The organism is Streptomyces sp. NPDC091280, assembly GCF_044768565.1.
GTDB lineage: Bacteria > Actinomycetota > Actinomycetes > Streptomycetales > Streptomycetaceae > Streptomyces.
Genome location: NZ_JBIVUZ010000005.1, coordinates 136,327 through 148,677 on the forward strand (window position 1 = coordinate 136,327; position 12,351 = coordinate 148,677).

General features: G+C 70.1%; 13 protein-coding genes. 9 read left to right on the top strand and 4 right to left on the bottom strand.

Going from position 1 to position 12,351, the window contains the following annotated elements:
* The first annotated feature begins 144 nt into the window (after positions 1-144).
* Genes ACIQPR_RS16655 through ACIQPR_RS16665 form a run of 3 tightly spaced genes read left to right on the top strand, consistent with a single transcriptional unit; the run spans position 145 to position 2,731 of the window.
* Positions 145-678, top strand: a complete 534-nt coding sequence (locus ACIQPR_RS16655; protein WP_403648234.1) for a PadR family transcriptional regulator — start codon at positions 145-147, stop codon at positions 676-678.
* Positions 675-1,373 carry an ABC transporter ATP-binding protein gene (locus ACIQPR_RS16660; protein ID WP_403648237.1) on the top strand — a complete coding sequence of 233 codons (699 nt, stop codon included), beginning with the start codon at positions 675-677 and terminating at the stop codon, positions 1,371-1,373. The genes ACIQPR_RS16655 and ACIQPR_RS16660 overlap by 4 nt, the downstream gene beginning before the upstream one ends.
* Positions 1,370-2,731 carry an FtsX-like permease family protein gene (locus ACIQPR_RS16665; RefSeq protein WP_403648240.1) on the top strand — a complete coding sequence of 454 codons (1,362 nt, stop codon included), beginning with the start codon at positions 1,370-1,372 and terminating at the stop codon, positions 2,729-2,731. The genes ACIQPR_RS16660 and ACIQPR_RS16665 overlap by 4 nt, the downstream gene beginning before the upstream one ends.
* Positions 2,732-2,839: 108 nt before the next feature.
* On the opposite strand, the gene ACIQPR_RS16670 is transcribed toward ACIQPR_RS16665, so the two are convergent.
* On the bottom strand, positions 2,840-3,376 hold the full coding sequence (locus ACIQPR_RS16670) for an HNH endonuclease (RefSeq protein ID WP_403648243.1): 537 nt from the start codon (positions 3,374-3,376) through the stop codon (positions 2,840-2,842).
* 323 nt (positions 3,377-3,699) lie between these two features.
* Between ACIQPR_RS16670 and ACIQPR_RS16675 the strand changes: the two genes are divergently transcribed.
* Positions 3,700-4,797, top strand: coding sequence for a mechanosensitive ion channel family protein (locus ACIQPR_RS16675; RefSeq protein ID WP_403648245.1), 1,098 nt, complete (start codon positions 3,700-3,702; stop codon positions 4,795-4,797).
* 44 nt (positions 4,798-4,841) lie between these two features.
* On the opposite strand, the gene ACIQPR_RS16680 is transcribed toward ACIQPR_RS16675, so the two are convergent.
* From ACIQPR_RS16680 to ACIQPR_RS16690, 3 genes are all read right to left on the bottom strand, one after another.
* Positions 4,842-5,273: a cytidine deaminase family protein gene (locus ACIQPR_RS16680; protein ID WP_403648248.1), complete on the bottom strand. Its 432-nt coding sequence runs from the start codon at positions 5,271-5,273 to the stop codon at positions 4,842-4,844.
* A gap of 203 nt (positions 5,274-5,476) precedes the next feature.
* Positions 5,477-5,794 carry a hypothetical protein gene (locus ACIQPR_RS16685; RefSeq protein ID WP_403648250.1) on the bottom strand — a complete coding sequence of 106 codons (318 nt, stop codon included), beginning with the start codon at positions 5,792-5,794 and terminating at the stop codon, positions 5,477-5,479.
* Positions 5,795-5,848: 54 nt separating this feature from the next.
* Positions 5,849-6,397 carry a hypothetical protein gene (locus tag ACIQPR_RS16690; RefSeq protein ID WP_403648253.1) on the bottom strand — a complete coding sequence of 183 codons (549 nt, stop codon included), beginning with the start codon at positions 6,395-6,397 and terminating at the stop codon, positions 5,849-5,851.
* Between the two features lie 352 nt (positions 6,398-6,749).
* On the opposite strand from ACIQPR_RS16690, the gene ACIQPR_RS16695 reads away from it, so the two are divergent.
* From ACIQPR_RS16695 to ACIQPR_RS16715, 5 genes are all read left to right on the top strand, one after another.
* Entirely contained in the window at positions 6,750-7,583 is an 834-nt protein-coding gene (locus tag ACIQPR_RS16695; RefSeq protein WP_403648255.1) for a hypothetical protein, read from the top strand.
* A 217-nt stretch (positions 7,584-7,800) separates the two neighbouring features.
* Positions 7,801-9,027, top strand: coding sequence for an ROK family transcriptional regulator (locus ACIQPR_RS16700; RefSeq protein ID WP_403648258.1), 1,227 nt, complete (start codon positions 7,801-7,803; stop codon positions 9,025-9,027).
* A gap of 131 nt (positions 9,028-9,158) precedes the next feature.
* Complete coding sequence (locus ACIQPR_RS16705; RefSeq protein ID WP_403648261.1) at positions 9,159-10,499, top strand: ABC transporter substrate-binding protein; 1,341 nt, start codon at positions 9,159-9,161, stop codon at positions 10,497-10,499.
* Between the two features lie 8 nt (positions 10,500-10,507).
* On the top strand, positions 10,508-11,449 hold the full coding sequence (locus tag ACIQPR_RS16710; RefSeq protein ID WP_403648265.1) for a carbohydrate ABC transporter permease: 942 nt from the start codon (positions 10,508-10,510) through the stop codon (positions 11,447-11,449).
* A 2-nt stretch (positions 11,450-11,451) separates the two neighbouring features.
* Positions 11,452-12,345 carry a carbohydrate ABC transporter permease gene (locus tag ACIQPR_RS16715; RefSeq protein WP_403648268.1) on the top strand — a complete coding sequence of 298 codons (894 nt, stop codon included), beginning with the start codon at positions 11,452-11,454 and terminating at the stop codon, positions 12,343-12,345.
* Positions 12,346-12,351 lie beyond the last annotated feature (6 nt).

Consider the following 12,351-nt stretch of genomic DNA (forward strand, 5'->3'; position numbering starts at 1 on the left):
CCGCAGCCCTACCCAGTGGGCGCGACGGCAGACCTCCAGGTTGGGGTACGGGCGGCACGGCGGCCACCCCCGTACCGCACGGCCCGCGCTTTTCCCGCTGATCACTATTCACTCAGTACATGTATCCGGTGCATACTGAGGCCCATGAGCACCCGCCATCTCCTGCTGGGCCTGCTCGCCCTAGGACCGAGCCACGGCTACGACCTGAAGCGACGCCACGACGAACGCTTCCCGCAGGCCCGCCCGCTGGCCTACGGGCAGGTCTACACGACCCTGCAACGCCTGGTCCGGGACGGGCTCGCGGAGGTCGACGGCACCGGCTCGGACGGCGGCCCGGAACGGACGGCGTACCGCTCGACCGCCGAGGGCACGCGTGAACTCGCCCACTGGGCGCGGGAGATCGCGCCGCCCGCGCCCTTCGTGACAAACGAGATCTTCGCCAAGGTCGTCGTCTCGATCCTGTCCGGCGGCGACCCGGAGGCGTATCTGCGGGCCCAACGCGCCGCCCACATGGAGCGGATGCGCGAACTCACGGCGCTCAAGACCGCCAAGGGCGCCGACCTGGCGACCGTGCTCTCGGCGGACTACGCCCTCAACCACCTTGACGCGGACCTCCGTTGGATGGCGACGACGGCGGCCCGGCTGACCACTCTGACCGCGGAGGTCGACACAGCATGAGCGACATCGGGGGTACGGCGGCGGTGCTGCTCGCGGCCCGTGACCTCGCCTTGACGCACGGCAGGACGCGGGCGCTGGACGGCGCCTCGGTCGACCTGGCGGCCGGCGAGATCCTCGCCGTCACGGGGGCCAGCGGCAGCGGCAAGTCCACCCTGCTGCACTGCCTGGCGGGCATCGTCCGCCCGGACGCGGGGACGGTGACGTATGCCGGGGAGCGGCTGGACGCGCTGCCGGAGAAGCGGCTCGGCGAGCTGCGGCGGACCGAGTTCGGGGTGGTGTTCCAGTTCGGGCAGCTGATACCCGAGCTGACGGCCGTCGACAACGTCGGCCTGCCCCTGCTGCTGGCCGGGACCACCCGCGCCGAGGCGCGGGAGCGGGCCGGTGAGTGGCTGGAGCGGTTCGGGGTGCGCGGGTCGGCGGAGCTGCGGCCGGGCGAGCTCAGCGGCGGCCAGGCCCAGCGGGTCGCGCTCGCCCGGGCCCTGGTGACCGGCCCGAAGGTGGTCTTCGCGGACGAGCCGACCGGCGCCCTGGACTCCCTGGCGAGCGAGCAGGTGATGACGGCCCTGACCGGCGCGGCCCGCGACGCGGGTACGGCGGTGCTGCTGATCACCCATGACGCGCAGGTCGCGGCCTACGCCGACCGTGAGATCCGGCTGGTCGACGGGACCGTGGCGCGGGCGGGGGTGACGGCGTGAGGGCGCTGCTCGCCGATCTGCGGCTGGCCTGGCTGCTCACCCGGGGCTCCGACTGCCGGGAGTGGTGGCGGGTCCTGCTGACCGCTGTCGGGGCGGCGCTGGCGACCGGCCTCGGGCTGACCGTGGCCGCGCTGCTGCCGCTGGAGGGGCGGCACACCGTGCCGGTGGGCGGCGGGCTGCTCGACGCCCCCGGCACCCGGATCGGTGTGGTCGCCGGGCTGCTTCTGCTGTTCGTCCCGGTGCTCGGTTTCCTGGGCCAGTGCGCCCGGGTCGGCGCGGTGCACCGCGACCGGCGGCTGGCCGCGCTGCGGCTCGCCGGGGCCACTCCCGCCCAGACCCGGCGGATCGCGGCGCTGGAGGCGGGGCCGGCCTGTCTGGTGGGCTCGGCGGCGGCCACGGCGCTCGCCGTACCGGCCCTGTTGCGGCTGTGGCACAGCCCGGCGCCGTCGGCCTGGGCGGGCATCGCGGCGGTGGCCGTCGGGGTGCCGGTGCTGGGCGCGGCGGTGAGCGCGCTGATGCTGCGCCGGGTGGTGACCTCTCCCCTGGGACGGCTGCGGCGGCTGCGGCCCGCCGAGGGTCCGGGGCGGCTGTTCCGGGTGGCGACGACGGTGCTGGCGCTGTCGGTGGTGTACGTCGTGACCACGCCCTTCCACGACGTGCCCTTCCAGTTCGCCCTCACCCCGGTCACGATCGTCGGCGTTTGCCTGCTGGTCGGTGCCGTGGCGGTGTGGCTGACCGGTGCCTCGGCCCGGCAGCTCGGCGAGGGCCTGGCCGCCCGCGCCCGGCGCCCGGAGACGCTGATCGCGGCGGAGCGGCTGCGCGACGACCCGTGGGCGGCGGCCCGTACGCATGCGGCGGTCCTGCTGGTGACGGTAGTCGGCTCGGGCTTCATGGGGATACGGCAGGTGATGCTCGCGCTCCTCCGCCGGCGTGGCAACGGGCACGCGACGGGCATCGGCTTCTACGAGAACGGCCTCGACCTGGTGGGCCTCGCGCTGCTCTTCGCGCTCGTCCTGGTCGTGACCGCGCTCGGCGTCGGCACCGCCGAGTCCGTCGCCACCCGGCGCCGGGGACTGGCCGCCCAGGTGGCGTCCGGGGTGCCGTACCCGGTGCTCGCGCGGGCGACCCTGCTGGAGACCGCGGTGCCGCTGGCGCCCGCGCTCACGCTGGCGGGCCTGGGCGGTCTGACGGTGAGTGTCTGGTACGGCGCCGCCGCCTCGGAGCACACGGCGCTGCCGGTGCCCTACGACGCGCTCCTGCCGCCGGTCGCGGTGTACGCGGCCTGTCTGCTGGCGGCGGCCACCTCACTGCCGCTGCTGCGCCGCTCGGTGCGGCCGGGCGAGCTGCGCTACACATGACCGTCCGCCCCGGCGGCACGGCAGGCTGCCGGGGCGGACGACTCCGTACCGCCGTACAGGGTTACCGCCGCACGGTGTCCTCACGGGGGTACACAAAGGCCCGGATCGTCAGGCGGAGATGCCGTCGATCCGGGCCATCGCGTCCTCCGCGCCGTATGGCTGGAGGTACGGCAGCCAGCGCGGGTCCCTGTGCCCGGTCCCGATGATGCGCCAGGCCAGGCCGGTGGGTGGGGCGGGTTTGTGGCGCAGTCGCCAGCCGATCTCGAAGAGATGCCGGTCGGCCTTCACGTGGTTGCAGCGGCGGCAGGACGCCACCACGTTGTCCCAGACGTGCTTGCCCCCGCGGCTGCGCGGAATGACATGGTCGACGCTGGTTGCGACGCCACCGCAGTACATGCACCGGCCACCGTCGCGCGCGAACAGCGCCCGCCGGGTAAGAGGAACGGGCCCCCGGTAGGGAACCCGTACGAATCGCTTGAGCCGGACCACGCTGGGTGCGGGGACTGTGACGGTCGCGCTGTGCAGATAGGCGCCGGATTCCTCCAGGGAGACAGCCTTGTTCTCCAGGACGAGGACGAGCGCGCGGCGGAGCGGTACGACGCCGAGTGGCTCGTACGACGCGTTGAGGACCAGGACATGCGGCACGGATGCCTCCTTGTGCGTCGGCGGCGCGTGGCTCGCGCCGGGACGATCTGTAGTCAGTCTCCCCTCATGCCTGGTGGAAGCGCCACCATGTCCCGGTAACGGGCTGGGAGTGTTTTCGACCACATGTGATCCGTCCCCGGGACGGCCGTGGGTTCGTCCCACCTGTTCTTTCCCGGTTGAGCACGGCCTCTCCCCCGAAGACGACAACGATCCTCACGCGTTGCCCCGTTAGTGTGGTGGGCCTGCCCTCTCGGTGACCTATTCGTGACCTTGACCGTGCCGGACCATGCCGGGGGCAGACGCAGCACCTGGAGGTACCTGCCGTGTCCTTGTCCGCCGTCCTACTGGCCGCCGCCTCGCCGTCGCCGTCCCCGAGCCCCTCGGAGACCACCGCGGTGACCGTGCCCACGCTCCAGGACGCCCAGGAGAGCGCGACCAACGCAGCGAGTTGGGTCGAGCAGAACTGGTCGACCTGGCTGGCGATCGGGCTCCGGGTGCTGCTGATCCTGGTGATCGCGGCGGTGCTGAGAATGACGGTGCGGCGGGCGATCACCAAGCTGATAGACCGGATGAACCGCACGGTCGAGTCGGTGGACGGCACGGCCCTGGGCGGCCTGCTGGTGAACGCGGAGCGGCGCCGCCAGCGCTCCCAGGCGATCGGTTCGGTCCTGCGCTCGGTGGCGTCGTTCGTGATCCTGGGCACGGCCGCGCTGATGATCCTCGGCACGTTCGAGATCAACCTCGCGCCGCTGCTGGCCTCCGCCGGTGTCGCGGGCGTGGCGATCGGTTTCGGCGCCCGCAACCTCGTCACGGACTTCCTCTCCGGCGTCTTCATGATCCTTGAGGACCAGTACGGCGTCGGCGACCAGATCGACGCGGGGGTCGCCTCCGGCGAGGTCATCGAGGTCGGCCTGCGCGTGACGAAACTCCGCGGCGCCAACGGCGAGATCTGGTACGTCCGCAACGGCGAGGTCAAGCGCATCGGCAACCTCTCCCAGGGCTGGGCCACGGCGGGCGTCGACGTCACCGTCAGGGCCTCCGAGAACCTGGACCGGGTGAAGGCCACGCTGGACGCGGTCTCCGAGCGCATGAGCAAGGAAGAGCCCTGGAACGAACTGCTCTGGGGCCCCATCGAGGTCCTCGGCCTGGACAGCGTCCTCATCGACTCGATGGTCGTCCGCGTCTCGGCGAAGACGATGCCGGGCAAGTCGGTCGGCGTGGAACGCGAACTCCGCTGGCGCGTCAAGCGCGCCTTCGACGAGGCGAACATCCGCATCGTCGGCGGCGCGACGGCCGACCCGGCGGACGACCCGGCGGACCCGATGGAGTCGGTCGCGGCCCCTTCGGCGTTCTCCAACTCGGACTCACCACAGGTGGCGGCTACTTCGCCGATCTCGTCACAGCGGCCTTCCTCGCGGTAGGCGTACGGGGGCGCGGGCGGAGCGCCGAAGATCGGGGCAGCGGCCTACTCGGCGTCGAGCTGTTCCAGTTGGTGGTCCGCCCAGACGTAGCTTGCGGGCAGCAGGTCGGCGACCGGGACGGTCCGGGCGCGGTCGCCGACGGCGACGATGACCTTGAGGGCGGGAAAGTAGTCGAGCAGGACCTGACGGCACCGGCCGCACGGCGGAACGATCCCCCGGTCCCGATCGCCCACGGCGACCATCGTGTCCAGTTCGTAGACGCCCTGGGCAGCCGCCGTGCCGATGACGACCAGCTCGGCGCAGGGTCCGCCCGTGAAGTGGTAGGCGTTCACCGCCGTGACGATGCGGCCGTCCCGGGCGCGGGCCGCGGCGGCCATGGTGTGGTTGTCGCCTCGGCAGCGAGTACGCGCGACGTGCGCGGCGGCCCGGACGAGTTCGTGGTCGACGTGGTCGACGTGGTGGGTCTGCGTGGTCATCTGCTCCGCCTTCACGGGGTGTCAGGCATCGGGCGCCGGACATCGACTGTCAGGTATCGGGTGACGTTGGCCCAGGCGACAATGCCGTGCAACCGCATATCGGCGGTGTGCTCGCGCGCCCGTTCCGTCGCCCGCCATCGCCGCCTCGACACGCGGCCGACCGGATCGGGCTCTACGACACCCGCCTCCCCCGTCGCTCTCCCTCAGCCCCAACTCCCCGTCCGCTCCACCCCGGTGGCGAAGAACCGCCCCACGTACTCACCCGCCGGCAACCCGCTCTCCCGCATGAGCGAGAACACCTCGGCGCCCTCTCCCGGTTCGTCGTCCATCCGGTAGGCCTCTGCGAAGTCGACGTACTCGACGCCGTCGAGAGCCGCGCAGTACTCGCGCGCCTCCGACTCCCCGCGCGCGATGGCCTCGTCGGGCGACAAGGCCCGCCACAGGGTCAACCGCTCCTCGTAGACGCCGAGTTCGCGGTGCCGGAAGACGCACCGGACTCCGTACCAGGACACTTCGCTCATCGGCTCGCTCCTCAGCGTCACGCCGGCCCGGCCGCACCCGCCGCGACCGGCCGTTCAGTCTTCCGTACCCGCCAGCCCCAACTCCCCGGCCACCTGGCACAACGCCATGAACGCCGCCCCCTGCCGCAACCCCGACGACCCCGTGTACGCCCCGCTCGCCCGAAGGTCGAGCCTGACCGTCCCCGTCGTCTCCTCGAAGGCGATCGAACCCCAGACCGTGCGGTTGCGGCGGCCCGGGCGCCAGTGGAACCAGATCTCCTCGCGGCCCTTCTCCGCCGTGACGAAGGCGCGGTCCGACGACCCGAGTTCGGTGCGCAGCCGGTCGGGCCAGCCCACCGAGGGCCGTAGCACGCGGAGTCGGCGGGTCTGGTGGGTGGCGAGGGCGTCCGGGGCGAGGGTGATGCCCGACCTGTGCGCCCGGAGTCGTAGTGCCAGCCAGGTCACGGCCGCCCATACCGCGCCGACCGCGGCCCAGGCCGCCGCGGACTCGATCGCCGCGCCCCAGGCCAGGTCCCGGTCCCAGAGCCGGAGGCCCACCTGGATCAGCGCGGGTACGGCGAGCGCGCCCGCCGCTTCCCGCCAGCAGCCCACCCACACCTTCATGCCCGCACCCCGTTCTCCGCGTTCTCCGCCTCCCACGAACGGCGTTGATCAAAAGTCAGGAATCTGTGAGGCGGCTGGCAGTCGTCGGCGGGGACATCACGAATCGGCGTCGGCGGCGATGTCGTAGTGGCCGAAAAGCGTTCAACAGGCCGGGTAATTGCGGCAGATCGGTCCAATCTTCGTCAGCCGCTCCCACCTGCGGCTTTTCCCATCGTGACGAAGCCGTGATCCGGCCTTCTTCACAGGTTGAACTCATTTCCCTCGCAGGCCCCTCATGCCTAAGGTCGCACCACGACGGGCCCTTGTTCTGGAGCGCAATGCCCAGGGGTCCGTTTCGAATGTGGGGACGGAAATGAGAAAACTCGCCATCGGCGTCGCCCTGAGCGGTGCCCTGGCCCTGACCGGTCTGGCCGCGCCGCTCGCGCAGGCCGCCACGCCGGCCCTGGTCTTCAGCGGGGTGACGGTCAACAAGGGGAAGGCGATCGTCGTAGGGACCACCGCGAAGGTGAAGGTGCCCGTCACCTACACACTGACGCGGCCGTCCGACCTGACGATCGACAACAAGAAGACGTTCGCCGGGATCATGCTCTACCGCGGCTCGCTCGCGAACTCCGACAACGAGCTCGACTCGGACCTGACTCCGGCCTGCACGACGACCGCGACGACGGACACCACGGTCACCGAGTCCTGCTCCGACACGATCACGATCGACCCCGGCGACAGCCTGTACGAGGCGGCCGACGCGACCACCTGGAACGTCGCCGGCGTCTACGCCCACGTCGACTCCGACCTGGACGACTCGGACGAGCAGATCAGCTACTCCACCGACTTCGCCGCCTGGGGCGGCAAGGGCAAGGTCAAGGTGCAGCGGGCCGCGAAGCTCACCGCCGACGCCTCGCCCGAGCCGGTGAAGAAGGGGAAGACCATCACGGTCACCGGCAAGCTGACCCGTGCCGACTGGGAGAACGAGGTCTACACCGGCTACGTCTCCCAGCCCGCCAAGCTTCAGTTCCGGGCGAAGGGCGCGAGCACCTACACCACGGTCAAGACGGTCACCACCGTCAAGGGCGGCGCCCTGAAGACGACCGTGAAGGCGGCCAAGGACGGCTACTTCCGCTACGTCTTCGCCGGCACCGCCACCACCGGCGCGGCCACCGCCGCCGGTGACTACGTCGACGTCCAGTAGGACGTGAGGTAACACCAGCCCTCTCCCACCGCCCCCGCAGGTAACGAGTCTGTTGCCTCGGGGGCGGTGTCTATTGACGCCCCCTTCGTCCCGGGCTTACGTTCCTCCCACCCAATAGGAAACTTTCCTAACAGTGATCACGTGACAGGCTGTGCGGTTCGGACGTTCGAGGGTGTCGGGCGTTCGACGGGAGTTCGAAAGGCAGGTGGCGTACGACATGGCAGGAACCTCCGGTACCCCGGGCACGGGCACCCCCGGCACCCCCCGCGTCCTGCGCGCCATGAACGACCGCGCCGCCCTGGACCTCCTCCTGGCGCACGGCCCGCTCTCCCGGACCCGGATCGGCAAGCTCACCGGCCTCTCCAAGCCGACCGCCTCCCAGCTGCTGGCCCGGCTGGAGGCGGCCGGACTCGTCCTCGCCACCGGGACGAGCGAGGGGCGGCCCGGCCCCAACGCCCAGCTGTACGCGGTCAATCCGGGCGCCGCGTACGCCGCCGGCCTCGACGTCACGCCGGAGCGCATCCGCGCCGCCGTCGCCGACGTCACCGGCCGCACGGTGGGCGAGTTCGAACTCGCCACCCCCGGCCGACGGCCCGCCCAGCCCGTCGTACGGCAGGTCACCGACACCCTCGACGGGGCCGTCAAGGCGGCGGGACTGGCGCGGGACGACATCCACCGGCTGGTCATCGCGACCCCCGGCGCCTTCGACCCGAACACCGGCCGGCTGCGCTACGCCTCGCACCTGCCCGGCTGGCACTCCCCCGCCCTGCTCGACGAACTCGCCGCCGCGCTGCCGATGCCGGTGGAGTACGAGAACGACGTCAACCTCGTCGCCATAGCCGAGCAGCGGCTCGGCGCGGCCCGCGGGCACGGCGACTTCGTGCTGCTGTGGAACGAGGGCGGTCTCGGCGCCGCCCTGGTCCTCGGCGGCCGGCTGCACCGGGGCTGGACCGGCGGCGCGGGCGAGGTCGGCTTCCTGCCGGTGCCGGGCGCACCCCTGGTCCGCCAGGTGGCCAAGGCCAACAGCGGTGGCTACCAGGCACTGGCCGGCTCGCAGGCCCTGCCCCAACTCGCCCGTGAACTCGGCATCACCGAGATTCCGACGGGTCCCTACGCCGAGGTCGCCGCCGCCCTCGTCGCCACCGCCGCCGACCACACCACCGGGCCCCAGCGGCGGCTCCTGGAGATCTACGCGACCCACCTCGCGACCGGTCTCGCCTCGCTCGTCTCCGTGCTCGACCCCGAACTCGTCGTCCTCAGCGGTGCGTCGCTGACCGCCGGCGGCGAACCGCTACGTGCCCTGGTCCAGGCCGAGTTGGAGGAACTGGCGGCGTCCCGGCCCCGGCTTGTCGTCGGCGACGTCCTTGAACAGCCCGTGCTGCGCGGCGCGTTGGAAAGCGCGCTGGCAACGACCCGCGACGAGGTCTTCGACACCTCGCGCTGAGACCACCCGGCCGACTCCGGTTCCCCCAGACCGGTTTCGGCCCGCCCCTACCCACCCGGCTTCCCCAACCACCTCGCCCCGCCCCGCCCTTGGGAGACCTCGCCATGCCCGGAACACCCCGGACGATGTCCATGACGTCCCGATCATCCCGTAAAGCGGCTGTCGCGCTCGCCGCCACCGCCTCCTTCGCCCTCCTCGCCACCGCCTGTACCGGCCAGTCCTCCTCCGGCGCCTCCGACGACGCGTCGAAGGACGTCACCATCAACTTCTGGCACGCCTGGAGCGCGGCCTCCGAGCTGAGCGGTGTGAAGGCACTGGTCGCCGGGTTCGAGAAGGCGCACCCCAACATCCATGTGAACGTCGTCGGCAACATGACGGACGACAAGATCAACCAGGCGCTGCGCACCGGCGGCGACAAGTCCCCGGACGTGATCTCGTCGTTCACCACGAACAACGTGGGCAAGTTCTGTTCCTCGGGCGCCCTCGTCAATCTCAACCCCTTCTTCAAGAAGGACGGCATCGACCCGGAGACGACGTTCCCGAAGGCGATGAACGAGTACACCCAGTTCGACGGCAACCGCTGCACCGCGCCCCTGCTCGGTGACGCGTACGGGCTGTACTACAACAAGACGGAGTTCAAGAAGGCCGGCATCACCAGCCCGCCCAAGACGTGGTCCGAATTCGAGGCCGACGCCAAGAAGTTGACGATCACCAAGGGCGACACGTACTCGCAGCTCGGCTTCATGCCGGACTACCACGGCTGGGAGACCACGACCGAGCACTACTTCGCGCAGTTCTCGCCGACGTACTTCGACAAGGACGGCAAGTCGGCGCTCGCCACGGACCCCGCGTTCAAGGCCGGGTTCACGCTCCAGAAGAAGCTGGTCGACGAACTCGGCGGCTTCAAGAAGCTGGAGAGCTACCGCTCCACGCTCGGTGACGAGTGGGGCGACAAGCACCCCTTCCACACCGGTCAGGTCGCCATGCAGCTCGACGGTGAGTGGCGGCTCGGGATGGCCACGGCCGCGAATCCCAAGCTGGACATAGGAGTCGCCCCGCTGCCCGTCCCGGACGACCAGGCCGACCAGTACGGCAAGGGCTACATCACCGGCACGATCACCGGCATCGCCGCGACCAGCAAGAAGCAGAACGCGGCCTGGGAGTTCGTCAAGTACATCACCACGGACACGGACGCGGTGGTCGGCTTCTCCAACGCCATCCACAACGTGCCCTCCACGCTGGCCGCCCTCAAGTCGCCGAAGCTGAAGTACGACCCACGCTTCAAGACCTTCCTGGACATCGCGGCGAACCCGAACTCGACGACAAGTCCCGCCTCCATCAACGGCGGTGTGTATCTGACGACGATCCAGAACCTCGGCTACGACTACGAGAGCGGCAAGGTCACCGACCTCGACTCGGCCCTCAAGAGCACGGCCAAGCAGATCGACACCGACATCGCGCAGGCGAAGTAGCGGTAGCGATGAGCACCATCACGCTGGCGTCGAAGCGCCGCAGGTCGGCGCTTCGCACTCTCGCCTTCATGTCGCCCTGGCTGATCGGCTTCGCGGTCTTCTTCGCGTATCCACTGATCTCGACGGTCTACTTCTCGTTCATGCACTACGACGGCTTCAAGCCGCCGACGTGGGTGGGGACGAAGAACTGGACGTACGTCTTCAAGAACTATCCGTACTTCTGGCCCGCGATGCGCAACACCCTGTGGCTGGTCGTGGTGATGGTCTCGCTGCGGGTCGTGTTCGGGCTCGGCGTCGGCCTGCTGATCACCAAGATCAAGACGGCTACGGGTGTGTTCCGGACGCTCTTCTATCTGCCGTACCTCGCCCCGCCGGTCGCGGCCACGATGGCGTTCGCGTTCCTCCTCAACCCCGGTACCGGGCCGGTCAATTCGATCCTGGAGAAGGTCGGCATCCCGGCCCCGGGCTGGTTCAACGACCCCGCCTGGTCCAAGCCGGCGCTCACCCTGCTCGCCCTGTGGGGCATCGGCGACCTCATGGTCATCTTCATGGCCGCGCTGCTCGACGTGCCCAAGGAGCAGTACGAGGCGGCCGAGTTGGACGGCGCCTCGGCCTGGCAGCGGTTCCGGTTCGTGACGCTGCCGAACATCTCGCCCATCGTGATGTTCGCCGTGGTCACCGGCGTGATCCAGACCATGCAGTACTACACACAGCCCCTGATCGCCGGGAAGGTCGCGTCCGGCGTCATCCAGGGCGCCGGCACGCAGTTCGAGCCCGGCTACCCGGAGAAGTCCACGCTCACCCTTCCCCAGCTCGTCTACAACCTCGGCTTCCAGCGCTTCGACTACGGCTCGGCCTGCGTGGTGGCACTCGTCCTGTTCGCCCTGTCGATGGTGTTCACCGCGTTCCTGATGCGGCGCCGGGGCGGCCTCAACCTGGCAGGTGACTGACCATGGCCCAAGTACTGGACAAGCCCGTGGAGTTGCGGGCACCGGTGACCCCCGCGGAGCGCACCGCCCGCCGCAGGGCGCTCATGGAGTGGATCGCGGTCCACTCGCTCGGTGTGGCCGCGGCCCTCTTCTTCACGCTGCCCTTCGTGTTCGTGTTCCTGACCTCGCTGATGAGCGACAGCCAGGCCCTGAGCCGGGATCTGATCCCGCACACCTGGGAGTGGGGCAACTACCGCAAGGTCTTCGACACCCCGGGCTTCCTGACCTGGTGGAAGAACACGCTGATCTACGCCGGTCTCGGCACCGTCCTGACCGTCGTGTCGTCGATCCCGGTGGCGTACGCGCTCGCCAAGTTCCGCTTCCGGGGCCGGAATCTGTCGCTGATGCTGGTCATCTCGATGATGATGCTGCCGCCGCAGGTCGTGATCATCCCCATGTACCTGTTCTGGGCGAAGCAGTTGGACCTGTCGGGCACGCTGTGGCCGCTGATCATCCCGATGGCGTTCGGCGACGCGTTCTCCATCTTCCTGCTGCGGCAGTTCCTGATGACGATCCCGAACGAGTACCTGGACGCGGCGAAGGTCGACGGCTGCGGCGAGTTCAAGACGCTGCTGCGGGTCGTGCTGCCGATGGCCAGGCCCGGTATCGCCGCGGTGGCACTCTTCCAGTTCTTCTACGCCTGGAACGACTACTTCGGGCCGCAGATCTACGCGTCCGAGAACCCCGGTGCCTGGACCCTGAGTTACGGCCTGGAGTCGTTCAAGGGCGCGCACCACACCGACTGGAATCTCACCATGGCCGCGACCGTGCTGGTCATGGCCCCCGTGATCCTCGTGTTCTTCTTCGCGCAGAAGGCGTTCGTCGAGGGTGTCACGCTCACCGGAGTGAAGGGCTAACCCCGA